This is a genomic window from Sphingobium sp. HDIP04 (genome assembly GCF_000445085.1).
Taxonomy (GTDB): domain Bacteria; phylum Pseudomonadota; class Alphaproteobacteria; order Sphingomonadales; family Sphingomonadaceae; genus Sphingobium; species Sphingobium indicum.
In genome coordinates this window covers 1-24199 of sequence record NZ_ATDO01000082.1, presented here as the reverse complement: position 1 = coordinate 24199, position 24199 = coordinate 1, and the positions used below count along the sequence as shown (strand labels likewise).

Annotated in this window: 22 protein-coding genes and 1 pseudogene; 10 read left to right on the top strand and 13 right to left on the bottom strand. The window is 67.9% G+C overall.

The features are described from left to right. Positions 1–80: 80 nt before the first annotated feature. Positions 81–1016, bottom strand: a complete 936-nt coding sequence (locus L286_RS34700; protein ID WP_013038943.1) for a ribose-phosphate pyrophosphokinase — start codon at positions 1014–1016, stop codon at positions 81–83. 131 nt (positions 1017–1147) lie between these two features. Between L286_RS34700 and L286_RS34695 the strand changes: the two genes are divergently transcribed. Together L286_RS34695 and gltX are read left to right on the top strand one after the other, a co-directional pair. Next, positions 1148–2809 carry an NAD+ synthase gene (locus L286_RS34695; RefSeq protein ID WP_020818699.1) on the top strand — a complete coding sequence of 554 codons (1662 nt, stop codon included), beginning with the start codon at positions 1148–1150 and terminating at the stop codon, positions 2807–2809. 126 nt (positions 2810–2935) lie between these two features. After that, positions 2936–4267, top strand: a complete 1332-nt coding sequence (gltX, locus tag L286_RS34690) for a glutamate--tRNA ligase (protein WP_020818700.1) — start codon at positions 2936–2938, stop codon at positions 4265–4267. A gap of 154 nt (positions 4268–4421) precedes the next feature. On the opposite strand, the gene L286_RS34685 is transcribed toward gltX, so the two are convergent. The 4 genes from L286_RS34685 to hemC all read right to left on the bottom strand — a co-directional run bounded on the left by L286_RS34685 (position 4422) and on the right by hemC (position 7782). Then, positions 4422–5171, bottom strand: coding sequence for an esterase/lipase family protein (locus tag L286_RS34685; protein WP_007686947.1), 750 nt, complete (start codon positions 5169–5171; stop codon positions 4422–4424). A gap of 124 nt (positions 5172–5295) precedes the next feature. Beyond that, positions 5296–6180 (bottom strand): hypothetical protein, encoded by an 885-nt coding sequence (locus L286_RS34680; protein WP_007686949.1) that lies wholly within the window; start codon positions 6178–6180, stop codon positions 5296–5298. 10 nt (positions 6181–6190) lie between these two features. Then, entirely contained in the window at positions 6191–6859 is a 669-nt protein-coding gene (locus L286_RS34675) for a uroporphyrinogen-III synthase (protein WP_007686951.1), read from the bottom strand. After that, on the bottom strand, positions 6856–7782 hold the full coding sequence (hemC, locus tag L286_RS34670; protein WP_021223358.1) for a hydroxymethylbilane synthase: 927 nt from the start codon (positions 7780–7782) through the stop codon (positions 6856–6858). The genes L286_RS34675 and hemC overlap by 4 nt, the downstream gene beginning before the upstream one ends. Positions 7783–7827: 45 nt before the next feature. Between hemC and tsaD the strand changes: the two genes are divergently transcribed. The 3 genes from tsaD to L286_RS34655 all read left to right on the top strand — a co-directional run bounded on the left by tsaD (position 7828) and on the right by L286_RS34655 (position 11430). After that, on the top strand, positions 7828–8862 hold the full coding sequence (tsaD, locus tag L286_RS34665; RefSeq protein ID WP_025160457.1) for a tRNA (adenosine(37)-N6)-threonylcarbamoyltransferase complex transferase subunit TsaD: 1035 nt from the start codon (positions 7828–7830) through the stop codon (positions 8860–8862). An 11-nt stretch (positions 8863–8873) separates the two neighbouring features. Continuing rightward, positions 8874–9845, top strand: coding sequence for an NAD(P)H-dependent glycerol-3-phosphate dehydrogenase (locus L286_RS34660; protein WP_025160456.1), 972 nt, complete (start codon positions 8874–8876; stop codon positions 9843–9845). A gap of 64 nt (positions 9846–9909) precedes the next feature. Further along, positions 9910–11430 (top strand): lipopolysaccharide biosynthesis protein, encoded by a 1521-nt coding sequence (locus L286_RS34655; protein ID WP_380775511.1) that lies wholly within the window; start codon positions 9910–9912, stop codon positions 11428–11430. A gap of 38 nt (positions 11431–11468) precedes the next feature. Here L286_RS34655 and L286_RS34650 read toward each other — a convergent pair whose 3' ends face one another. Then, on the bottom strand, positions 11469–12470 hold the full coding sequence (locus tag L286_RS34650) for an adenosine kinase (RefSeq protein WP_020818704.1): 1002 nt from the start codon (positions 12468–12470) through the stop codon (positions 11469–11471). Between the two features lie 110 nt (positions 12471–12580). Here L286_RS34650 and L286_RS34645 point away from each other — a divergent pair, with 110 nt between their 5' ends. Continuing rightward, positions 12581–13261, top strand: coding sequence for an EI24 domain-containing protein (locus L286_RS34645; RefSeq protein WP_020818705.1), 681 nt, complete (start codon positions 12581–12583; stop codon positions 13259–13261). Beyond that, positions 13258–13632: a hypothetical protein gene (locus L286_RS34640; RefSeq protein ID WP_020818706.1), complete on the top strand. Its 375-nt coding sequence runs from the start codon at positions 13258–13260 to the stop codon at positions 13630–13632. Before L286_RS34645 ends, L286_RS34640 begins: the two co-directional genes overlap by 4 nt. Before the next feature lie 66 nt (positions 13633–13698). On the opposite strand, the gene queG is transcribed toward L286_RS34640, so the two are convergent. Continuing rightward, on the bottom strand, positions 13699–14721 hold the full coding sequence (queG, locus tag L286_RS34635) for a tRNA epoxyqueuosine(34) reductase QueG (protein WP_020818707.1): 1023 nt from the start codon (positions 14719–14721) through the stop codon (positions 13699–13701). A gap of 43 nt (positions 14722–14764) precedes the next feature. Here queG and L286_RS34630 point away from each other — a divergent pair, with 43 nt between their 5' ends. Genes L286_RS34630 through msrB form a run of 3 tightly spaced genes read left to right on the top strand, consistent with a single transcriptional unit; the run spans position 14765 to position 17401 of the window. After that, positions 14765–15721: an ABC transporter ATP-binding protein gene (locus tag L286_RS34630; RefSeq protein ID WP_007686970.1), complete on the top strand. Its 957-nt coding sequence runs from the start codon at positions 14765–14767 to the stop codon at positions 15719–15721. Further along, complete coding sequence (locus tag L286_RS34625; protein ID WP_007686971.1) at positions 15718–16908, top strand: ABC transporter permease; 1191 nt, start codon at positions 15718–15720, stop codon at positions 16906–16908. Before L286_RS34630 ends, L286_RS34625 begins: the two co-directional genes overlap by 4 nt. 19 nt (positions 16909–16927) lie before the next feature. Next, positions 16928–17401, top strand: coding sequence for a peptide-methionine (R)-S-oxide reductase MsrB (gene msrB, locus L286_RS34620; protein WP_037444867.1), 474 nt, complete (start codon positions 16928–16930; stop codon positions 17399–17401). Here the strand turns inward: msrB and L286_RS34615 are convergent. The 6 genes and pseudogenes from L286_RS34615 to L286_RS49695 all read right to left on the bottom strand — a co-directional run. Continuing rightward, positions 17359–19209 carry a hypothetical protein gene (locus L286_RS34615; RefSeq protein WP_020818709.1) on the bottom strand — a complete coding sequence of 617 codons (1851 nt, stop codon included), beginning with the start codon at positions 19207–19209 and terminating at the stop codon, positions 17359–17361. The two genes, msrB and L286_RS34615, sit on opposite strands and share 43 nt — an antisense overlap. Then, positions 19187–19606 carry a GtrA family protein gene (locus tag L286_RS34610; protein ID WP_020818710.1) on the bottom strand — a complete coding sequence of 140 codons (420 nt, stop codon included), beginning with the start codon at positions 19604–19606 and terminating at the stop codon, positions 19187–19189. The genes L286_RS34615 and L286_RS34610 overlap by 23 nt, the downstream gene beginning before the upstream one ends. Positions 19607–19611: 5 nt before the next feature. Further along, positions 19612–21138 carry an NAD(P)/FAD-dependent oxidoreductase gene (locus L286_RS34605; RefSeq protein WP_007686979.1) on the bottom strand — a complete coding sequence of 509 codons (1527 nt, stop codon included), beginning with the start codon at positions 21136–21138 and terminating at the stop codon, positions 19612–19614. Positions 21139–21283: 145 nt separating this feature from the next. Then, positions 21284–21625 carry a UrcA family protein gene (locus tag L286_RS34600; protein WP_020818711.1) on the bottom strand — a complete coding sequence of 114 codons (342 nt, stop codon included), beginning with the start codon at positions 21623–21625 and terminating at the stop codon, positions 21284–21286. A gap of 549 nt (positions 21626–22174) precedes the next feature. Beyond that, positions 22175–23764, bottom strand: a complete 1590-nt coding sequence (purH, locus tag L286_RS34595) for a bifunctional phosphoribosylaminoimidazolecarboxamide formyltransferase/IMP cyclohydrolase (protein WP_020818712.1) — start codon at positions 23762–23764, stop codon at positions 22175–22177. 358 nt (positions 23765–24122) lie between these two features. Then, positions 24123–24199 (bottom strand): annotated as a pseudogene (locus tag L286_RS49695) (single-stranded DNA-binding protein); the annotation flags it as partial.

The window sequence follows — 24199 nt, the reverse complement described above, 5'->3', positions numbered from 1 at the left end:
CCGCGCAACTTTGTCGAACGGGCATGAAAACGCTGCCGACGATCACGCCGGCAGCGTTTTTCATGTCCCTCAAGGCGATCTCAGTCGAACAGGCTGGAGACCGAGCTTTCGTCCGCGATGCGCTTGATCGCCTCGCCCAGCAGGGGTGCGATCGGCAGGTGACGGATGCTGCTCGCGCCGCACACCGCGTCGGTGCCCTGGATCGAATCGGTGATGACCAGTTCCTTGAGTTCCGACGCCTCGACCCGCGCCACCGCGCCGCCCGACAGCACGCCATGGCTGACATAGGCGACCACTTCCTCGGCCCCGGCCGCCTTGAGCGCGCCCGCGGCGTTGCAGAGCGTGCCCGCCGAATCGACAATGTCGTCGATCAGCACGCAGAAGCGGCCCTTCACGTCGCCGATGATGTTCATGACTTCCGATTCGCCGGCGCGCTCCCGCCGCTTGTCGACGATGGCGAGCGGGGCGTTGTCCAGCCGCTTGGCAAGGGCGCGGGCGCGCACCACGCCGCCTACGTCGGGCGATACGACCATCAGGTTGCGGTCGCCGAAGCGGGCCTGGATGTCGGCCGACATCACCGGCGCGCCGAACAGATTGTCGGTCGGAATGTCGAAGAAGCCCTGAATCTGCCCGGCGTGGAGGTCCACCGACAGCACGCGGTTGGCGCCCGCCGTGGTGATCAGGTTGGCGACCAGCTTGGCCGAGATCGGCGTGCGGGGGCCGGGCTTCCGGTCCTGCCGGGCATAGCCGAAATAGGGGACGACCGCCGTGATTCGCTTGGCCGAGGCGCGTTTCAGCGCATCGATCATGATCAGCAATTCCATCAGATTGTCGTTCGTCGGATAGCTGGTCGACTGGATCACGAACACGTCCTCGCCGCGGACATTTTCGTGAATTTCCACGAAAACCTCTTCGTCGGCGAAGCGGCGGACGCTCGCGTCGGTCAGGGGAATCTCGATATAGTCGGCGATGGCGGCCGCGAGCGGCTTGTTGGAATTGCCGGTCATGAGCTTCATGGCCAAACCCCTAAAAGTAAATGGCGTGACATATTGATGACGCTGTCGGAACGCGGCCCCTTTAGCGGCGGAGGCCCTTCCTGAAAAGGCGCTTTTGCGCGCTGCCGCAAAATGCTCTAGGGGCGCGGACCATGACCGACAAACTCGTGATAGCCCTCGCCCAGATGACGCAGTCGGTAGGCGACCTTGCCGCCAATGCCGACGCAATGCTGGAATGGCGCGCGCGGGCAATGGACGCGGACCTCATCGTCTATCCCGAACTGCAACTGATCGGCTATCCGCCAGAGGATCTGGTGCTGAAGCCCGCCCTGGTCGACCGCGCCAACCATGAACTGGACCGGCTGGCCCAGGCGACGGCGGACGGCGGCCCGGCCATGCTGGTCGGCACCGTCGTCGCGTCGCAGGGCGTGCTGTTCAACGTCGTCGCCCTGCTGGAGGACGGCGCGGTCACCGCCATCCGCCAGAAGCGCGAGCTGCCCAATTACGGCACCTTCGATGAAAAGCGGCTGTTCGCGCCCGGCCCGCTGCCCGCGCCCATCGATTTCCGGGGCGTGAAGATCGGCGTGCCGATCTGCGAGGATATCTGGTTCCCCTTCGTCACCGCCCATCTGCGGGCGGAGGGCGCGGAAATCCTGATCAGCCCCAACGGCTCCCCGTTCGAGGTGGACAAGGACGACCGCCGCATCAACGCCGTCGCCGGAACCCGCGTCCGCGAAACCGGCCTGCCGCTCGTCTATCTGAACCGCGTCGGCGGGCAGGACGAGCTGGTGTTCGACGGCGCATCCTTCGTGATGAACGGCGACCTCAGCATCGCCCGGCAGCTTCCCGACTGGGAAGAGGCGCTGGTCCTCACCCACTGGGAGAAATGGGAGGGCCAGTGGGTCTGCCTGCCCGGCGAGCGCCATGTCCTGGATGAGCGCCCGGCCGACATCTACAACGCCATGGTCCTGGGCCTGCGCGACTATGTGAACAAGAACCGCTTTCCCGGCGTGGTGCTGGGCCTGTCGGGCGGCATCGATTCCGCCCTGTCCGCCGCCGTCGCCGTAGATGCGCTGGGCGCCGACCGGGTGTGGTGCGTGATGATGCCGTCCCGCTTCACCAGCCGGGAAAGCCTGGACGACGCGGTCGAATGCGCCCGGCTGCTGGGCGTCCGTTACGACAGCATCCCGATCGAACCGGCGGTGGAAGCCTTCGACGCCATGCTGGCGGACGTCTTCACCGGCCGCCAGCGCGACCTGACCGAAGAGAATATCCAGTCCCGCATCCGGGGCGTGACGCTGATGGCCCTGTCCAACAAATATGGCCATATGCTGCTGACCACCGGCAACAAGAGCGAGATGTCGGTCGGCTACGCCACAATCTATGGCGACATGGCGGGCGGCTATTCGGTGCTGAAGGACGCCTACAAGACCACGGTGTTCGACCTCTGCCGCTGGCGGAACGAAAATATGCCGTCGCTGGGCGAGGCCTTCGGTCCCAGGGGGCCGGTCATGCCCGACCGCGTCATCACCAAGCCGCCCAGCGCCGAACTGCGCGACAATCAGAAGGACGAGGACAGCCTGCCCCCCTATGAGGTGCTGGACCCGATCCTCTACGGCCTGGTGGAGGAGGAATTGTCGGTCGAGCAACTGGTCGCCCGCGGCTTCGACAAGGATACCGTCGCCCGCATCGAGCGCCTGCTCTACGTCGCCGAATATAAGCGTCGCCAGTCGCCCCCCGGCGTGAAGCTCGGCATGCGCAATTTCGGCCGCGACCGGCGCTATCCGATCACCAACGCCTTTCGCACGCTCTAGCCATGAAAAAGGCCGTTCGTCCTGAGTAGCCATTGAGCGAAGTCGAAATGGCGTATCGGAGGATGCTTCGATACGGGTCTTCGACAAGCTCAGCCCCCTACTCAGCACGAACGGGTTGCATATGATATGACCGTCATCACCCGCTTCGCCCCCTCGCCCACCGGCAACCTGCATGTCGGCAATATCCGCGCCGCGCTTCACAACTGGCTGTGGGCGCGCAAAAGCGGCGGCCGGTTCCTGCTGCGCCTGGACGACACCGACCTCGAACGCTCGCGCCCGGAATATGCGCAAGCCATCAAGGCCGACCTCCGCTGGCTGGGCCTGCACTGGGACGGGGAGGAGAGGCAATCCGACCGCTTCGCCCTGTATGAGGAAAGATTCGAGGCGCTCAAGGCCTCAGGCCATGTCTACCCCGCCTATGAAACGGCGCAGGAACTGGACCTGCGCCGCAAGATATTGCTGGGCCGGGGCCTGCCCCCGGTCTACGACCGCGCCGCCTTGTCCCTGACCCCTGACCGGATCGCCGCCTATGAAGCCGAAGGCCGCCGGCCCCATTGGCGTTTCAAGCTCGATCATGACCGGCCCATCGCCTGGACCGACCTCATCCGCGGCGAGCAGCGCTTCGATCCGAAGCTGCTGTCCGACCCGGTGATCCGCCGCGCCGACGGAAGTTGGCTCTACATGCTCCCCTCGGTGATCGACGATATCGCCATGGGCGTGACCCATGTGCTGCGCGGCGAAGACCATGTGTCCAACACCGCCACCCAGATCCAGATGTTCGCGGCGCTGGGGGCGAGCCTGCCCGCCTTCGCCCATGAGGCGCTGCTGACGGGCAGCGAAGGCAAGCTTTCCAAGCGTCTCGGCTCGCTGGGCGTCGCCCATTTTCGCGAGATCGGGCTGGAGCCTGCCGCCATCGCCTCCTTGCTTGCGCGCCTCGGCAGTTCGATGCCGGTCGAGCCGTTCGCGGACATGCAGCCGCTGATCGACAGCTTCGACTTCGCCCATTTCGGCCGCGCCCCGGCCCGCTTCGACGAGGCGGAACTGGCGACCCTCAACCAGAAGATCGTCCACCTGCTGCCCTATGCCGCCGTCGCGGATCGCCTGCCCGATGGCATGGACGAGGCGGCGTGGGACGCCATCCGCCCCAATCTGGAAACCGTGAGTGACGCGGCCGACTGGTGGCGGATCGTCACCGGCCCGATCGATGCGCCAGTTCCGGCGGAGGAAGACCGCGACTTCCTGGCTCTGGCGCACGACATTCTGACGGAAACGGCCTTTGACGGCGCCGTCTGGCGCACCCTCACCGAAGCGTTGAAAGCGGAGACAGGCCGCAAGGGCAAGGCGCTGTTCCTGCCCCTGCGCCGCGCTCTGACAGGCATGGATCACGGCCCCGACATGGGTCAGATGCTGCCATTGATCGGCAGGGACGAAGCGCTGAGCCGGCTGAAATCCTCATAGGCGAATCCTCCCTACGCGAAGCGTGGGGACCGCCGCTGAAAGCGGTGGAGGGGAATTTTGGCGGTCGTGCCCCGTTCCTCTCCGTCAGCGCTTAGCGCTGCCGCCTCCCCATCTCCGATGGGGAGGAATAGGATAGGTCCACAGACCCAGCACCTCAGCCCCGCATGGCCTCCAGCGCCTCGCCCACCGCCAAAATACCCTCCGGTGCTGCGGCGAAGCCCATATGCGTGCAGTCGACCTCGATAGCCCGGTCGCGCTCCCCGGCGCGTCCCTTGGCGCAGCGGGGCAGGATCACGCCGTCCCGTCGCGACCAGAGCGCGACCGTCGGCACCGGCGGCTTTTCCTCGCGCCGGCAGGTGAAAGGCGGCCGGTCGACGGGAAATCCGGAAACGAGCTGGTAGAGCCGCCAGGCATGGTTGGCGCGCGGATCGCCGGAAAAGGGCGTGCCCATCGTCACCACGCCGCCGACCTTGCGCGTGGCGAATTTGGCATATTCGCGCGCGAACAGCCCGCCCAGGCTCCATCCCACCAGGGTCACGGGCGCTCCGGTCTCCCGCCTTATGGCGTCTACCCGGCGGTCGATCTGCTCCAGGCTGTCGGGCCTGGGTCCGAAATTCCGGCCCATGCCCCAGCCATGCGCCTCATATCCCGCCGCATTGAGCACGGCGCGCAGAGGCTCCATCCGATGCTCGCTTGCCAGCAGGCCGGGAATCAGCAGTATCCGCCGCCCATCGCCGCGGATCGCCTGCGCCAGTTGAGGCGCCCGCGCCCGCGTCCGCGCCAGATCGAAGGGCAAGGACGCATTGCCCAACAGGTGCTGGAGCGACGGCCGCTCGGCTGCGCGGGGGCCGCTGGCCAAACGGGCCTTCCAGAAACTGGCGATGGCGTCGGCATAGGGGGGCACGAAAATGTCTTTCCTTCTTCCCACGGGAAAAATGACATTCTCATGACGCAGGCTCCCAAGTCCATGGAGATTTATCCGCGGGCATGAACGGTTCGCCGTTTGTGACAATGGCCGGGGGGCAGGATCAGGGCGCCAGCGGAGAGGTCTGCGCGACCGCAGCGCCATCGGCCGCCCGCAACTGGCGCGGCTCCAATATCGCAGCCGTCTCGATCAGGTCCAGCGCCCGCCGCGCCTCCATGTAGCGCCGCGCATATTGCATCCAGCGGTCGGCGGCGGCGCGCCCCGGCATCTGCTCCACCTCCGCAAGCGCCGCGCCGACCCGCGATCCGTCCAGATAGCGCAGCGCCCGGTCCAGCGCCGCCTGCGGCCGGGGAGAGGGGGTGGACGCCCGGTGGATGGTGATGATCTCCCGCGCCTCATGCTCCAGCGCTTCCCACCAGCTTGCATTGGCGGGGGGAACGGTGACCTGGTCGGCGAGCGCCGTCAGCCCGGCGCGCAGGTCGGGCAGCGTCACCGGCTCCCGCGCGGCGTTGATGATCGTCGCCACCGCGCGCGGCTGCGCCTGGCCGAAACGCAGGCGCAACTGGCCCTCTATATAGCCGAGCGGCGCCCCGCTATCGAGCGCCCGCCGCGCCGCGAAGGCGACCAGCAGGCCTTCCGCCCGCGCCGCATTGCCCGACGCCGCTTGCGCCTCCACCGTGATGCGGTTCAGCCGTTCCTCCAGTTGCACGACCCGCGCGTCCAGCATCTGCCCGGCATCGGCGGAAAGCGGACGCATCGGCACGCCCGGCGCGACGGCGTTCAGCAGCGGATCGCTCAGCACCGATGGCCGTTGCGGCGCATTCCACCGCTGGATGCGCGGCAAGGCGAGGACGGTCAGCACGACCCCGACCGCAAAGGCGAGCAAGACCAGCAGGGCCAGCAGCCAGGGTCCGCGCCGCGCCGGGAGGGGCGCCGTCGCGCCGCTCGCCGGGGCGTCCATATCGCTCATCAAGGGCTTTTCTTCCATATGAGGCGAATCATTCGCATAATCGGACGGCAAGGGCCAGCATCCTCTCATCATCGGGCTTGTCGGGCGCCTGGGCGCTGGCCCATCCGGCGCCGCAGGCGGCCAGAGCGGCGGGGCTGATCGCGATCAGGTGGAACGAACTCCGCCGTTCCGGGCCCACATGGCGCGCCAGCAATTCGCCGGCGCGCGGGGAGTGGACCAGAAGGACGCTGCCGGCCTCCAGCCGCTCCGCCCATCCCTCCTCGCCGGTCCGCAGCATTTCATAGACGGCGATCCGATCGATCCGCAGCGCGCCCGCGTCGATCGGCGCCACCGTCCGCCCCGCCAGGTGCAGCACATGGCCATGCCCGTCCGCCGCGATCCGCCGCGCAACGGCGGTGCCGTCGCCATCTCCGACGACGACATCCGCGAATCCGGCTTCCTCCAGCGCCTTCGCCGTCGCCCGTCCGACCGCATAGGCGGGCAGCTTTCGATAGCGGGCCAGCCCTTCGCCCGCCAGCCGGGCGGCATTGGCGCTGGTCAGCAACAGGGCGTCGAACCTTTCCGGGGCGGGCGCGTGCCACTCCAGCGCCCGAGGCGCGAACAGCGGAAAGACCCGCGCTTCCAGCCCCCGTTCCGCCGCCCGCGCCGCCGTCTTGCCCGCCCCCGGTTCGGGCCGCAGGATGACGACGGGCCTCACGCTTCGAACAGAAGCCGCAACGCCGGGCTGGCTCGGTCCAGCAGGCCACGCCCCATCGCTTCGGCGGCGGCGGCATCGCCCCGTTCGATCCGCGCCGTTTCGCCGACCGTCTCCTGCCCGTCGGGGCTGATGATCTCGGCCCGCAGGCGGACCTGCCCATCCTCCAGCCGGGCGAACGCCGCGATGGGCGAATGGCAGGTTCCGCCCAGCCCCGCCAGCACCGCCCGCTCCGCCATCACGCAATCGAAGGTGTCGGCGTCGCTGATCGCCGCCAGCAGGTCCAGCATCGCTTCATCGCCGCTCAGCGTCTCGATGCCCACGGCCCCCTGGGACGGCGCGGGAAGCATGACGTCCACGGGGATGGCGACGCCGACATCGCCCTGGCCCAGCCGGTCCAGCCCGGCCGCCGCCAGCAGGGTCGCATGCGCCTCTCCCCTGTCCAGCCTGGCGAGCCGCGTCGCGACATTGCCGCGGAACAGGACGACCTGCGCGTCGGGCCGAAGCCGCCTGACCTGCGCCGCCCGGCGCGGCGAGCTGGTGCCCACCACCGGCCTTTCGGGCAGCGCCGCGAAACCGTCCGCGCCGACCAGCCGGTCGCGCACATCGGCGCGGGGCAGCATGGCGGCGATGCGAATTTCGGCGGGGCGGATCGTCTCCACATCCTTCATCGAATGCACGGCGAAATCGATCTCGCCGCTGGCCAGCGCACGGTCCAGCTCCTTGGTCCAGAGCGCCTTGCCGCCGATGTCCGCGAGCGCCCTGTCCTGAATCCGGTCGCCGCTGGTCTGCACCACGACGATCTCGACCGCGCCTTCATCCCAGCCATGGCGCGCCCGCAGCGCAGCCACCGTCATGTGCGCCTGCGCCAGCGCGAGCGGGGAGCCACGGGTACCAAGGCGGAGCGGTCGGGAAGGCTTTTGCATGATCCCGCTTGCTCTAATGGTCGCGGGCATTAGATGGAAGCGGCAATGACGATCATCCTCGGCCTGGAATCAAGCTGCGACGAAACCGCGGCGGCGCTGGTGACGGCGGAGGGCAGGATCCTCGCCCACCGCCTCGCCACGCAGGAGGAGGCGCATCGCCCCTATGGCGGCGTCGTCCCGGAAATCGCCGCCCGCGCCCATGTCGAGGCGCTTGCGCCCCTGATAGAGGCGGCGCTCAAGGACGCCGACCTCACGCTCGATGATGTGGACGTGATCGCCGCCACCGCCGGTCCCGGCCTGATCGGCGGAGTGATGGTGGGCCTCGTCACCGGCAAGGCGCTTGCCCATGCCGCGAACAAGCCGCTGATCGCGGTCAACCACCTCGAAGGCCATGCCCTCTCGCCGCGCCTGGCCGATCCGACGCTGCAATTCCCCTATCTGCTGCTGCTGGTGTCGGGGGGGCATTGCCAGTTGCTGCATGTGCGGGGGCCGGGCGACTATGCGCGCCTGGCCACCACCATCGACGACGCCAGCGGCGAGGCCTTCGACAAGACGGCGAAGCTGCTCGGCCTGGGCTATCCCGGCGGACCGGCGGTCGAGAAGGCGGCGGCCGAGGGCGATCCGAAGGCCGTCCCGCTGCCGCGCCCGCTGGTCGGCACGGCGGAACCCCATTTCTCCTTCGCGGGCCTGAAAAGCGCGGTCATGCGCGCCGCCCAGTCCGGCCGATATTCGACCCAGGACATCGCCGCCAGCTTCCAGCAGGCCGTCATCGACTGCCTGATCGACCGCACCGAGCGGCAACTGGCGGGTGTTCAGGACATCACCGCCCTCGTCGTCGCAGGAGGCGTCGCCGCCAACCAGTCGATCCGCGCCGCGCTGGAGGCGCTCGCCGCGAAGCACGACCTGCCCTTCGTCGCGCCGCCGCTCTGGCTGTGCACGGACAATGCGGCGATGATCGCCTGGGCAGGGGCGGAACGCCATGCGGCCGGCCTGATCGACGACCTCACCGTCCCGGCGCGCCCGCGCTGGCCGCTCGACCCCAGCGCGGAAAAGGCGCGCGGAGCAGGAGTGAAAGCATGAAAGCCCCTTCCCTGAAAGCAGGCGTCATCGGAGCGGGCGCCTGGGGCACCGCGCTTGCCCAGACGCTGGCGGCGGACGGCCAGCATGTCCGGCTGTGGGCGCTGGAGCCCGAAGTGGCGGCGGCGGTCAACGGCGACCGGCAGAACCCGCTCTATCTGCCCAACATCCCGCTCAGCGCCTCGATCGAGGCGACCGGCGACATGGCCGCCATGGCCGACCGCGACCTGCTGCTGATCGTCAGCCCCGCCCAGCATCTGCGCGCCGTCGCGGCGCAGGCGCCCGCGGGCACGCCGCTCATCCTCTGTTCCAAGGGGATCGAGGCGGGCACCGGCCTGCTGATGTCCGAAGTGGCGGCAGAGGCGCAGCCAGGCTCGCCCATCGCCGTCCTCTCCGGCCCCACCTTCGCGCATGAGGTGGCGAGGGGCCTGCCCACCGCGATCACGCTCGCCTGCGCCGACGCGGACCTCGCCGCGAAGATCGCCGCCCGGATCGCGCGGCCTGCCTTCCGCCCCTATCTGTCCGACGATGTCGTCGGCGCGGAGATCGGCGGCGCGGTCAAGAATGTCCTCGCCATCGCCTGCGGCGTCGCGGAGGGCGCAGGCCTGGGCCTCAATGCCCGCGCTTCGCTGATCAGCCGGGGCTTTGCCGAAATGACCCGCTTCGGGCTGGCCAGGGGCGCCCGCGCCGAAACGCTGGCGGGCCTTTCCGGGCTGGGCGACCTCGTCCTCACCTGTTCCTCGACCGACAGCCGCAACTTCTCCCTCGGCAAGGGGCTGGGCGAGGGGCGGGAGGCTCGCGACCTGCTCGCCAACCGCCGGACCGTGGCGGAAGGCGCCTTCACCGCGCCCGTGCTGCGCGAGGCCGCCCGCGCCGCCAGGGTGGAAATGCCCGTGGTCGAGGCGGTCTGCGCCCTTCTGGAGGACGCCGCGCCGCTGGCCCAGGTGATGGACGCGCTGCTCGCCCGTCCGCTGCGCGCCGAATAAATTTCATCGCCCCGTCCCCATTTGTTGCTACAGTCCGGCTTCACAAAATGACGCGACAGCATTGATGTCACAGGGGGATCGTAATTCTTTGGCGGCTGAAGGGGCCTCTCCCGCGCAGCAGGACGATATTGCGGCGCTCGCCAAGGGTGGACGGACCAATGTGTTCGGTTTCCTGCTCCGCCTCGCGGCGCGCCTGCCGTTCCTGTTCATCGCCGGCCGCTGGTATGGCGCCGACGCGCTGGGCCGCTTCGCCTATGCGGTGCTGGTGGTGGAGTTCGTCGCGCAGCTTGCGACGCTGGGCCTGAAGCGCGGCTTGGCGGGCGCGCTCGCCCAGACGGAGCGGCCGCACAGCCATGTCGTGACCGACGCCATGGTGGTGACGCTGATCGCCTCCCTGATCGGCAGCGCGCTCCTGGTCGCTTTCCCCCAGGCCATGTTCCCCAACAGCGGCATCAACGGCCTCGACCGCCTGCTCGCCCTGATCGTGATCGCGGTCGCGGGGTCCGACGTGGCGCTGGCCGCCTGCGCCTATCGCTTCGACATCGGCGCCACGGTGCGGGCGCGGTCCATCATCGAACCCTGGGCGATCAGCATCGGCGCCTTCGGCTTCGCTTATTATTCGACCCGCGACGGGCTGATCCTCTCCTATGTGGTCTCGATGATCGCCGCGCTGGTCGCCTCGATCATTCCGATGACCCGCCATTACGGCATTCCCTATGGCTGGCGCCCGGATTTCGGCCGGCTGTGGCGGCTGGCGCGCCGCAACCTGCCGCTGGCGGCGGCGGACGGCGTGGAATGGGGGTCGCGCCGGCTGGACATGGCGATCCTCGGCCTGTTCGTCAGCCCGGCCGTGGTCGGCATCTATTATGTGGCGCAACAGGTCGCCTCCCTGCCCCAGAAATTGAAGACCAGCTTCGACCCGATCCTGGGCCCGGTCATCACCCGCAATCTTTCGGAGGGCAATCTCACCGCCATAGCGCGGCAGGTGAGCCAGGTCGGCTTCTGGATCATCGCGGCGCAGGCGGGCATCGCGCTCGCGCTCGGCATTCCGGGCGAGGCGGTGATGGGCCTGGTCGGCCCCCATTTCGTCGGCGGAACGGGCGCGCTCGCCTTCCTGTTGCTGGCCGAAGTCGTGGCGGCGACCGCCGTGGTCAGCGAATCGGCGCTGGTCTATATCGCCCGGCACCGCAATCTGATGATCTCGCTGCTGATGATCGGGCTTCAGGCCGCGCTCAGCTTCCTGCTGATCTTCGCGGCGCGGCGTTTGGGCCTGCGCGACATGGCGGTGGCCGCCGCGCCCGCGCTGGCGCTCAGCATCGCGCTCGGCGTCAGCGCGCTGGTCAAGGCGCGCCTGCTTTCCACCCTGCTCGGCGCCAGGGTCAACGCCTGGCGCTGGCCGCTGCTCAGCGCTTCCGGCGTCGCCTGCATCGTCGGCGCGGCGTTCGTCGCGCTGCCGTCCGATTTCGAATGGGTGGAACTGGTCTTCGGCGTGTTCACCATCCTTGGCGTCTATGGCTTCGTCATCTGGCGCTGGGGCTTCGGCCCGGACGACCGCGCGCTGTTCCGGAAGCAGAAGGCGGCCTGACGCAGAGGAAAAGGCCGGACCTTCGCCCGCCTCTCATCTTATCCCAGCGTCTTCGCCCGGATCGCCTTCAAGTCCTCCTCCGGCCGCGCGCCCCAGTGGGAGATCACTTCGGCCGCCGCCGCCGCGCCCAGTTTCAGGCACTTGTCGACCTCCAGCCCCTCCAGATGACCGGCCAGGAATCCCGCCGCGAACAGGTCGCCCGCGCCGGTCGTGTCGATCACTTCGGCAACCTGGGCCGCATGCGCTTCGTACCGCAGGCCCTCTACCACGGCGATCGCCCCTTTCTCGCTGCGGGTGGAGACCAGCACCGGCACCTTCGGGGCGATGGCGGCCACGGCGGCGTCGAAATCATGCACCCCGGCCAGCGACTGGATTTCGCCTTCATTGGAGAAGAGGATGTCGATCAGCCCCTGGTCGATCAGGTCGATGAAGTCGGCGCGATGGCGGTCGATCACGAAATTGTCCGACAGGGTGAAGGCGACCTTCCGCCCCGCGCCCCGCGCCGCGTCGATCGCGGCGCGCATCGCCGCGCGCGGCTGCTCCGGATCCCAGAGATAGCCTTCCAGATAGAGGATCGAGGCGGAACGGATAAGGTCCAGGTCCAGCGCGGCCTCCGGCAGGAATTGCGACGCGCCCAAAAAGGTGTTCATCGTCCGCTGCGCGTCGGGCGTCACCAGGATCAGGCAGCGCGCCGTCGGCACGTCGCCCCGCATCGCCGGCGTATCGTAGCGGATGCCGAGCGCGCGCACGTCATGGGCGAAGACGGCGCCGAGCTGGTCGTCATTGACCTGCCCGATGAAACCGCATTTCTTGCCCAGCGCGGCCAGCCCCGCCAGCGTGTTCGCCGCCGATCCGCCGCTGATCTCCTTGCCCGCGCCCATGTCGGCATAGAGGCTTTCGGCGGTTTCCGCGTCGATCAACTGCATGCCGCCCTTGGTCAGCGCATGTTCGGCCAGGAAAGCGTCGTCGCTCCGGGCGAGCACGTCGACAATGGCGTTGCCGATGGCGACAACATCAAGCGTGGGGGCAGCAGCGGTCACGCAAAATCCTTCGTGAATAAGGGGGAAAATCCCGCCGTCTCTACCGATGCGGGGCGCGGCGCGCAACGGCGCTGATTGACGCTGCGCGCCAAGGCGGGAATAGCTGAGCCATGGTCCTTGCCGCCGCCCTTCGCGCCTTTCCCTCCATCTTCCATGGCGCCGCGCTGCGGCTGCTGGTCAAGACGCTGCTGCTGACCCTGCTCGCCTTCGCGCTCCTCGCCGCCGCCTTGTGGACCGGCATCCACGCCGCCCGACTGCATTTCGGCTGGGCGACGGGCGCGGGCTGGGGCGGGCTGGCGGAGGCGACCGCGACCGCCATCGCCGTGATCGCCGTCGGCTGGCTGCTGTTCCGCGCCACCGCCATGGCGATCATGAGCCTCTTTGCCGACGACATCATCGTCGCCGTCGAGCGGGACAGCTATCCCGCGGCGGCCGCCCGCGCCCGGCCGGTCGGCTGGGGGCGCAGCCTGGGTTTCGCGCTGCGCTCCGTCCTGCGGACCTTGGGCTGGAACCTGCTCGCCCTGCCGGCCTATCTGCTGCTGCTGGTGACGGGGATCGGCACGCTGGGCCTGTTCCTGATCCTGAACGCCGCCCTGCTCGGCCGCGACATGGCCGACATGGTCGAGCCGCGCCATCCCGACCTGCCGCCGATCCCGCGCGGCGGCCGGTGGCTCATGGGCCTCGCTTCGGCGCTGATCTTCCTGGTGCCAGGCCTCAACCTGCTTGCGCCGATCTGGAGCGCGGCTATGGCGGTCCACATGCTGCACGGTGCCCGAAGGAACATGCCATGACCCGTCCCCATCCGGCGCTCGTCGTGGCTTCGCTCTTGACCCTGGCCGCTTGCGGAGGCGTCGTGCCGCCGCCCGCGACCCAGATCGCCCGGCCGCCCGCCGGTCCTCCGGCCAGCGCCTTCACCCGCCCAGGGCCCCTGATCGGGTCGGACGCGAAGCAGCTCATGCGCCTGTTCGGCCAGCCCCGGCTCGACATTCGCGAAAGCGCCATGCGCAAGCTGCAATTCGCCAATGGCCGCTGCGTGCTGGACGCCTATCTCTACCTGCCGCCGCAGGGGAAGGAGCCGCTCGTCACCCATGTCGATGCGCGCACGCCCACGGGCACGGATGTCGACGCGGCGAGCTGCTCGGCGGCGTTGCAGGCGAAGTGATGATGGTGGGATGAAGCATGCCGTGCTCCTGCGAAGGCAGGAGCACGGTGTATTGGGTGGCAAGTGCTAGCCCAACCGCTCCAGCGCCCAGCGAGCCGCCTCCGCCACCACTGGATCGTCGGCCGCAGCCAGCGCCTGCAACCGGCCCACCAACCGCCTGTCGCCGCTGTTCCCCGCGGCGATGGCGGCATTGCGCACCATCCGGTTCCGCCCGATCCGCTTGATGGGGGAGCCTGCGAAAATCTCGCGAAAGCCCGCATCGTCCAGCGCCAGCAGGTCGCCCAGTTCCGGCGCCGCCAGTTCCGCCCGCCCGACAAAGGCCCTGTTCGCCGCCGCCGCATCCGCAAACTTGTTCCACGGGCACACCGCCAGGCAATCGTCGCAGCCATAGACGCGATTGCCGATCCCGGCGCGCAACTCCTCCGGAATCGGCCCCTTATGCTCTATGGTGAGGTAGGAGATGCACCGCCGCGCATCGACCACATAGGGGGCGGGAAAGGCGTCGGTCGGGCAGGCCGTCTGGCAGGCGGTGCAACTGCCGCAATGGTCATCCTCCGGCGCGTCGGGGACCAGCGCGATCTCGCTGTAGATCGCGCCCAGGAACAGCCAGCTTCCATGCGTCCGGCTGACGAGGTTGCTGTGCTTTCCCTGCCAGCCGAGGCCCGCGGCCTGCGCCAGCGGCTTTTCCATCACCGGGGCGGTATCGACGAAGACCTTGAGCGCGCCGGGATGCTGCTCCACCAGCCAGCGGGCGAGGGCCTTCAACCCCTTCTTGACCACGTCATGATAGTCGCGCCCCTGCGCATAGACCGAAATCCGGCCCCGGTCGCGCGCGTCCGCCAGCGCCAGCGGATCGCGCCCCGGCGCATAGCTCATCCCCAGCATGACGACGCTGCGCACGTCCGGCCAGAGCCCTTGCGGCGATCCGCGCTGCCCGGCGCGTTCCTCCATCCACAGCATCTCGCCATGATGGCCCGCATCCAGCCATTGCCGCAGCCTTTCTGCCGAACGCGGCGCGGCGTCGGCGGGCGCGATGGCGCAGGCGGCAAAGCCCAGCCGCCGCGCTTCGGCCTTAAGCCGCTGTTCCAATGTTTCGTTTTGCGTTGGCATGCGATGCGACTATCAGAGGCCGATGATCGGGGCTTCTCAACCGACCTATGCCGTCGAAGGCCGTGGTCTTGTCAAGACATTCGGCGATTTCCGGGCGGTGGACGGCATCGACGTCGCGGTGCCCGCCGGGTCGATCTACGGCATTCTCGGCCCCAATGGCGCGGGCAAGACGACGATGCTGCGCACGCTGCTGGGCATCATCGATCCCGATGAGGGGCACCGCAGCCTGCTGGGCGACCCCGCGCCGCTGCGCCAGGCGCGCAATGTCGGCTATCTGCCGGAGGAACGCGGCCTCTACCCGTCGATGAAGGCGTTTGAGGCCGTCGCCTTCATGGGCGCGCTGCGCGGCCTGCCGCTCAGGATCGGGCGGGAACGCGCCCGCGCGATGCTGGCGGACTACGGCATGGGCGCCTCCGCCGAAAAGCCGATCCGCCAATTGTCGAAGGGCATGGCCCAGACAGTCCAGCTTTTCGGCACCATCGTCCACGAACCGCGCCTGATCGTGCTGGACGAGCCCTTTTCCGGACTGGACGCCTTCAACCAGGGCAAGCTGGAGGTGCTGATCCGGGACCAGGCCCGGCGCGGCGTCACGGTGCTGTTCTCTACCCATGTCATCGCCCATGCCGAACGGCTGTGCGAGCGCGTCGCCATCGTCGCGGGCGGCCGCGTCCGCTTCGAAGGCACGGTGGACGACGCCCGCAACCGGCTGCGCCCGCAGGTGCGCCTGCGCACCCGCGCCAGCGACGGCGGCTGGCGCCGCGCCTTGCCCGCCGAAACCCTGGCAGAGGACGGAACCTGGCATTTCCCCCTGCCGCAGGAGGGCATAGAGCCGCTGCTTCGCGCCCTGCTGGACGGCAATGCCGGGATAGAAAGCCTCTCGATCGAGCGCCCCGGCCTGCACGACGCCTTCGTCGCCATAGCGGGCGAGGCGGCCGCCCGGCAGATGCAGGACGACCAGCAGCGGGAGGAAGCGGCATGAGCGAACTGATGCGCGCCGCCTTCGTCATCGCCCGGCGGGATTTCACCGCCGTCGTGCTGTCCCGCACCTTCATCTTCTTCCTGCTGGGCCCGTTGTTCCCCATCGTCATCGGCATGGCCTTCGGTGGGCTGGGCGACAAGATTTCGACCACCGACCTGCGCCCGGTCGTCGGCATCGCCATGTCCCCGGCCGATGCGGCGCGGATGGAGCGCGCCCATGCCCGGCTGGCGGAACGCATGGGGCCGCAAGCGCTGCCGGCGCTGCGCCGCGTGCCGCTGTCACCCGCGCCCCGCGTCCAACTGGCCAGGGCGAATGCCGACGTCATGGTCATCGTGTCGGGATCGCCCGCCCGACCGGTGATGACAGGCCAGCCGCAGGACATCCGGCGGCTGGAAGGGGACATCAGCCTGCTCGCCAGCGCCGCCATGGCCGAAAAGTCGCTGCGCATGGTCCAGGTCGAGGCGCAGCAGGTCGCCACCAGCGTCGGCGCGCAGACCCAGGGCAGGCTGGTGATCGGCCGGATCGCGCAGATCGTCGTCTTCTTCCTCACCATCCTGCTGGCGGGCATGATCCTGTCCAATCTGGTCGAGGAAAAGACAAACAAGATCATAGAGATACTGGCTGCCGCCGTGCCGGTCGACGCGATCTTCCTGGGCAAGCTGATGGCGATGCTGGCGATGAGCTTCGTGGGCATCCTTTTCTGGGGCGGGACCGCCTTCTGCGTGTTCCTGGCGTTGAAGACGCCGGGCGTCAGCCTGCCCGAACCCGCCATCGGCTGGCCCCTCTTCCTGATGCTGGCCGTCGTCTATTTCGCCATGGCCTATACGCTGCTCGGTTCCCTGTTCCTGGGCATCGGCGCGCAGGCGGCGACCGTGCGGGAAGTGCAGACGCTCAACATGCCCGTGACCATGGGGCAGATGCTGATCTTCTTCTTCGCCACCTATGCCGTCGACAAGATGGGATCGCCGCCGGAGGTCGCGGCGGTGATCCTGCCCTTCTCCTCCCCCTTCGCCATGATCGCCCGCGCCGCGCAGGTGGACACGCTCTGGCCCCATCTCCTTGCCATCGCCTGGCAGATGCTCTGGGTGGGCCTCATCATCCGCATCGGCGTGCTGCTGTTCCGCCGCCATGTGCTGAAATCGGGCGGCGGCTGGTGGAAGCAGTTGTTCAGAAGCGCGACAGGCTGACCCTGCTATGGCGGGCCCCATGAACCGGCGGCGATTCCTGGGCATGGGCGGCTGCGCCGCGACGATGATCGTCCTCTGGCAGGCCGGGCTGGGCAGGGCCGCCGCCTATCCCTTCACGCTCAGCGATGCCGAATGGCGCCGGCGCCTCAGCCCGCTCGCCTATCAGGTGCTGCGCAAGCGATCGACCGAACATCCCTTCACCAGTCCGCTCAACAAGGAACATCGCCCCGGCGTCTTTGCCTGCGCCGGTTGCGCGCAACGGCTTTTCAGTTCGAAGACCAAGTTCGACAGCGGCACGGGCTGGCCCAGCTTCTGGGCGCCGCTGCCCCGCGCCGTCGGCACCTCGCGCGATTTCGAACTGGGCTATCCGCGGACCGAGGTGCATTGCGCGCGGTGCGGCGGGCATCTGGGCCATGTGTTCGGTGACGGGCCGAAGCCCACCGGCAAGCGTTACTGCATGAACGGCGTCGCGCTCGCTTTCGTCGCCGGCTGAGCGATCACCCTGTAGATGCGGAGCGGCCCCTTGCTGGGGATCGGCCGCAACCAGCGCGGCGGCTTGTCGCGCTTCAATGCCGCGGCCAGCCCTTGCGGGAAATCGGCGCGATAATGCTTGATCTCGTTCATATCGTTGCAGGTCAGCAGGTAATCCGGACCCTTGCCGCCGTTCAGGCGCATGATGGTCGTCAAAGCCTTGTCTGGCGGCTGCGTGAAACCGTCTATGACCGCGTTGATGCCCGCCGCGTTGCGGTGATGGGCCGTGCCGATCACGTTGTGCCCGGTCCGCACGAGGATGTCCGGCCCCAGATCGAGCGGCGCGAACAGGGTCGATCGGGGCAGCGCCCGCAGGGGGGCCAGCAGCGCCGCCGTCCGGCAATTGACGGTTTCGGGCTGCTCCTTTTCCGCCGCGCCGCTCGCGATCAATATCCAGGCGCCGCACAGGCCCGCCGGGGTGAGCAATATGGCGACGCTCGCCGTCACCAATATGCGCGCCACCGCCCTGCTCCAGCCCTGGATATGCTGAAACGTCGCCAGCAGCAGCCAGGCCGTGCCGGGCAGCGCCAGGACATGCGCCACCGACATGGCGCGCAGCACGAGGATCGCGACCGCCAGCGCTCCGGCCAGCAGCAGGGCGATGACGATCCAGCGGTCCCGCGCCTCCCGTTCCGGGGCGCGCCAGGCTGCGACAATCGTGCTGGCCAGCCCCATGACCGCCGGCAACAGGATGATCCCGGCCATCAACAGGCCCTGCTCCCAGATCGGGCGGCCTTCCTTCACCTGGAGATACCATAGGCGATAGGCGACCGGGCCGAGCGCCTTGAACGGGTCGCCGGACAGACAGGCCCCACCGCTCAGCAGGAACACGCCCGCCGCCGCGACGCCCGCCGCCGCCGTCGCGATGAAGCGCCGCCGAAGGGTCGTCGCGCCGATCAGGCGCAGCGCCAGCGGCATCGCCAGCGCGAAGGCCAGGAGCGGCCAGATATAGGCCGCCGAAAGCCCGTCGCAATATCGGGCCAGCACCGCGCCGGGGCCGCGCAGCAGCAGCAGGAGCAGGAGCGCGCCGCCGCCCAGCGTGACGGCATAGGCGGCGATGCGCGCCGCCTCCCGCCGGTCGAACCAGGTCCGCAGCGCGAAGGCGCCGGCGAACAGGGCCGCATAGGGCAGCGCCTCGCTGGAAATCTGAAGCCACACCGCCAGCGCGAGGCCGGCCGTGACGCCCCCCCTCAGGCGGCGGGCATCCAGCGCGCCGCACAGCGCCACGGCCGCCATCCATATCTGCCACCCGTGATGGTCGATCCGGAACGGCGTGAACTGGACCAGGATGGTCGGCGTGGTCAGCAGCAGCACGACCGCCAGCATCGGGACGAAGAGGCCGCCGGCAGCGCGCCGCGCCGCCAGGAAGACCGTGGCCGTCAATCCCCCCAGCAACAACAGCGGCACCAGCGCGCAGGCCGCCAGTTCGGCGCGCACAGGCCCCAACAGCGGTTGCAGCATCAGGATCAGGGCGGCGATCGGCATGTCGACGATGCGCGACCAGTGCATCGGCCCGCCCGCCGGGGGGTTCACCCGGTGCTGGCTGACATCCCGGAAGGTCTGGCCGTGCAGCCAGTCGCGGACCTGTTGCAGCCGCATGGCGTCATCGGGATCGCGGAATTCGAGCGTGGTCAGCCCGTTGCGGAACAGCCAGAGCATGACGGCGCAGCACAAGACCCAGAGCAGCAGCGCCGCGACGCAAATCTGCCAGCGGGCGAGGGATGCCGTCCTGGAAGGGGAGCCGCCGTCAGGCGCGGGCGAAGATGCCATATTTCCGGATCGCATAGACCGACAGGAAGCTGACCGGCACGGCCGCCAGCTTGGCCACGGCGGGCGGAAGCCCCAGGCCGCTCAGCCCGCCCACCAGCCCCATGGTGATCGCCATGCCGATCAGGGCGCTCAGGATGAAGGCGATGCGCTGCCCATGGGTGGGGGGCTGGCGCATCTCGAACACGAACTGCGTGCTGATCATCCAGTGGAGGACAAGACCGCCCGAATAGCCGCCCAATGCCGCGAGGGCAGGCGACGCGCCCAGCCGGTGAAGCAGCATGAACAGCGCGAAATCGGCCGACAGCGCGCAGATGCTGGCCAGCAGATAGCGCGTGAAGGTGAAACGGCCGAAGACGGCGTTGAACGGCCCGGCCATGTTCCGCACCCAATAAGGCATGGGGGTCAGGCCGCCTTCAGGCGATTGGGCACCAGCCTTTCGCTGGCGAGCGCGGCGCGCCGGCCGGCCGCGTCCTGCCCTTCCTCGCCCGCTTCATGATATTCGGCATCCTCGTTGACCGCCCATATGTCGTAGAGTTGTTCGCCCGCCTCGATATTGCGGACGGTCAGCATCGCCGTCATCATCGCATGGTCCTGGTTGTTGTAGCGGTGCATGCCGTTGCGGCCGACCAGGTGCAGCGTGGGATAGAGCCGCTGCAATTCGGTGCGCATGGCCAGGACATTGTCGGCATAGCCGTCGTCATAGACCGGATAGGCCTTTTCCTGCCGCACCACCGCGCCGCCGACGACATCGTCGGGATCGCACAGGCCCAGGGCGGCCATTTCCTTCTTCGCCAGTTCGATCAGATCGGCGTCGCTCGACGACCAGAGGCCGTCGCCTTCGAAGCAGAAATATTCCAGGCCCACGCAGGCCAGATCGGGGTCCGGCACCATTTCGGGCGACCAGCTCCGGAAATTCTGGATGCGGCCGACCTGCACCTTGGGATCGTGGATGTAGATCCAGTTGTCGGGGAAGATGTCCTCGCCCTTCACCATCAGCGCCACGGTCAGGAAATCGCGATATTTAAGGTCCATCGCCTGGCCCAGCGTCGCGGGCAGGGGACGGATGCGCCCCGCCAGTTCGCGCATCGGCGCGGAACTGATGACATGGCGGGCGGCGATGGCGACTTCGCCGTCCGGACCCTGCGCCACCATGCGCCAGCCGCCGCTCGCCTGGTCCTGCGACAACTGGTCCAGGCTGTGCGCCATCAGCACGCGGTTGCCCCGCGCGATCACGAAGTCGCGGGCCGCTTCCCACATCATGCCGGGGCCGAGGCGCGGATAGCGGAAGCTCTCCAGCAGCGTCTTGGTCGCCATGCCGTCATTGGGTTTTCTGTTGAGGCCCAGCGACCGCTTGAGACCGTCGGTCACGGCCCCCCACAGCGACAGGCCCTTGATGCGCTGCGCCGCCCAGTCCGCCGACATCTCGTCGCAGGGCATGCCCCAGACCTTTTCCGTATAGGTCTTGAAGAAGATCGAGAACAGCTTGTGGCCGAAGGCGTTGACGGTCCAGTCCTGGAAGGAACGGACGTCGCGCCGGGGAAACAGCCTGGCCTTGGCGAAGCTCGCCATGCAAAGCGTCGAGCGCCACAGCCCCAGATTGCCCAGCGCTTCGAAGGCGCGCAGCGGATAGCTGTAGAATTTGCCCTCATAATAGATGCGGCTCATCCGCGGGCGCTGGATGAAGTCATGCGGAAGGATCTCGTTCCAGAGGTCGACGACCTCCTGCGACTTTGAAAAGAAACGATGGCCGCCAATGTCGAAACGAAAGCCGTTTAGTTCCACCGTCCGGCTGATGCCGCCGACATAGACGGGATCCTTTTCGATGACGCTGACCGAATAGCCCTTCCTGGTGAGCAGATAGGCGGCGGTCAGGCCGGCCGGACCCGCGCCGATAATGGCAACATCCACATTGTGGTCGTTCTGCGGCATCCAGGGCCCCCCGATGAAATCCTTTGCCGATTTAGGTGAAGGAAATCTTCTAAGGAGTAGTTAATGGACGGTAACAATGCAAGGAAAGGCAAGGCCGGCGGCCATGGTGAGCCGCCGGCCTTGCGTTCGTTTCAAGCGGGCGGGATCAGCCCTGGCGCTGGGCCTGGATCAGCGTGTCGAGGTCCGAGCGGGCGCCGTCCAGCGCTTCGCCGAAGCAGGCGCGATAGTCGGGCGTGGCGGGCAGGATCGATCCGCTCATCCAGCCGCAGACCTTCTTGGCGGCCTTGGTGATGCGGGAATCGGCCATGCGCGCGCCATGGGTGCTGGCAAGGTTCAGGTCAGCCATCGACACGGCGATGCTGCGGGTTTCCATCCCGGTGCGGCCGTCGACCACCACGTCCATATCGTTGATGCCGGCAAAGGCATTCGCTGCGGGCAAGGCAAGGGTAATCGCGGCGGTCAGCGCCACCAACGTCTTTCTGGTCATCCTGTATCTCCTGTCGAACTCTTATCGGGTCTGCCCAACGCCTGACGTGGGAGAAGGGTCCGCATCTAGATAGGCTTTATGAAGTCATATGAAAAGGGCCACTTGGCAAAAAGTGGCTGAAAACCGTTATTTTTGCGGATGCGAAAGGATCGCCCGCCCCTTCGCATCCGCATCAATCGCCATGAAGCGCGCTGCGTTGAAGCCCATGCAGGCCGCGCGCGCTTTTCCACGCGGCGGTTTCGGTCCGATCGAATCAGATTGCCGCTCAGGATTCCTTGTTTTCCGCGATGTCCTAATCAGCGATCGGTTCCGATCGCTTGGAAATCGCTCTAGGCAGCGTGGACAAATTCAAGACTTGCCGGACTGAGTGATTTGGGTGGGAAGCCGTCATTCCTCCTTTCGTCACCCCGGGCTTGACCCGGGGTCCCGCTGCCTTGGACGAGGCGGGCGCTCAGACAAGAAAGCGGGACCCCGGATCAAGTCCGGGGTGACGGAAACTGATGTCCGCAACTGGCCATTTCACCACATTTTCGAATTTACCCACGCTGCCTAATGGCGGAAGTGGCGCATGCCGGTAAACACCATCGCCAGGCCGGCTTCGTCGGCGGCGGCGATGACCTCCTCGTCGCGGATGGAGCCGCCGGGCTGGATCACCGCCGTCGCGCCCGCCTCGACCGCCGCCAGCAGGCCGTCGGCAAAGGGGAAGAAGGCGTCCGACGCGACCGCCGAACCGAGTGTGCGCGCCTCCGCCCAGCCCGCCTTTTCAGCGGCGTCCTTCGCCTTCCACGCGGCGATGCGGGCGGATTCCAGGCGGTTCATCTGCCCCGCGCCGATGCCCGCGGTGCTGCCCGCCTTGGCATAGACGATGGCGTTGGACTTGACATGCTTGGCGACGGTCCAGGCGAACAGGCAATCGTTCAGTTCCTGCTCGGTAGGGGCGCGCTTCGTCACCACCTTCAACTGATCGCGGGTGATCCGCCCATTGTCGCGGCCCTGCACCAGCAGCCCGCCGGCAATGCTCTTGATCTGGAGGCCGGGGCGCGCCGGATCGGGCAGGTCGCCGGTCAACAGCAGGCGGAGGTTCTTCTTCTTCGCGAAGATCGCCTTCGCATCCTCGTCCGCGTCCGGGGCGGCGACGACTTCGGTGAAGATGCCGCTGATCGCTTCGGCGGTCGGGCCGTCGAGCGGACGGTTGACCGCGATGATGCCGCCGAAGGCCGAAACGCTGTCGCAGGCGAGCGCGGCTTCATAGGCCTCTATCAGCGTGGCGCCGGTGGCGACGCCGCAGGGATTGGCATGCTTGACGATCACGACGGTCGGCGGGCCGTCGCGGAATTCGCTGACCAGTTCCAGCGCGGCGTCGGCGTCGTTGTAATTATTGTAGCTGAGTTCCTTGCCCTGGACCTGCCGCGCCTGGGCGATGCCGTTGGCGGACGGGCCGACCGGCAGGTAGAGCGCGGCCGACTGGTGGGGGTTTTCGCCATAGCGAAGGGTCGAACCCAGCCTGCTGGAGACCGAGAGGCTTTCGGGGAACTGCGCGCCCTGGTCGGCGAAGGCGAACCAGCTCGCGATCATCGAATCATAGGCGGCGGTGGCGGCATAGGCCTTGGCCGCGAGCATGCGGCGGAAGTCGTAGCTGGTCGCGCCGCCCTTCTCCTCCATCTCCGCGACCAGCCGGGCATAGTCGGCGGGGTCGGTGACGATCGCCACGCTTTCATGGTTCTTCGCGGCGGAGCGGACCATGGACGGGCCGCCAATGTCGATATTCTCTATGATCTCCTCGCGATCCGCCCCTTTCGCAACCGTGGCGGCGAAGGGGTAGAGGTTGACGACGACCAGGTCGATCGCGCCGATGTCATGCGCCTGCATGGCGGCGACATGCTCTGCATTGCCGCGCACGGCGAGCAGGCCGCCATGCACCTTGGGGTGCAAAGTCTTGACGCGGCCGTCCATCATTTCGGGAAAGCCGGTGAGGTCGGAAATGTCCTTCACCTCCAGCCCCGCCTCGCGCAGCGCCTTGGCCGTGCCGCCGGTCGACACCAGTTCGACCCCATGCCTGCCCAGCGCCTGGCCCAGCTCGATAAGGCCGGACTTGTCCGACACGGAAAGAAGGGCGCGCTTGATGGTGACGTCTGACATGGGAGGTGCTTCCTGCTGCTGTTCGGGTGCCGCTCAGGCTTGCCGCAGGCCTCTAGAGCGATTTCGCGTGGAAGGGAACATCCACCGAGCCGGAAATCGGGCCGCCGGCGCGAGGATGCGCGTTCCGATCGGATACCCCTCATCAGTTTTCCGTCACCCGGGACCCTTCGACAAGCTCAGGACAGGCTTGATCCGGGATCCCGCTACCTTCTCCAAGCGGGCACTCAGAAAGAAAGCGGGACCCCGGGTCAAGCCCGGGGTGACGAATAGGGGAAGGTCCGTTCCCCCCCGACGACCAAAAGGAAAAAGCGCCCCATCCTTTCGGCTGGGGCGCTTTTCTTCCGTCCGGGACAGGCGCTCAGAACGGCACTTCATCGTCCAGGTCATTGTCGAAATTCGGCCCGCCCGCGCTGCCGCGCCCGCCGCCGGAGGAGC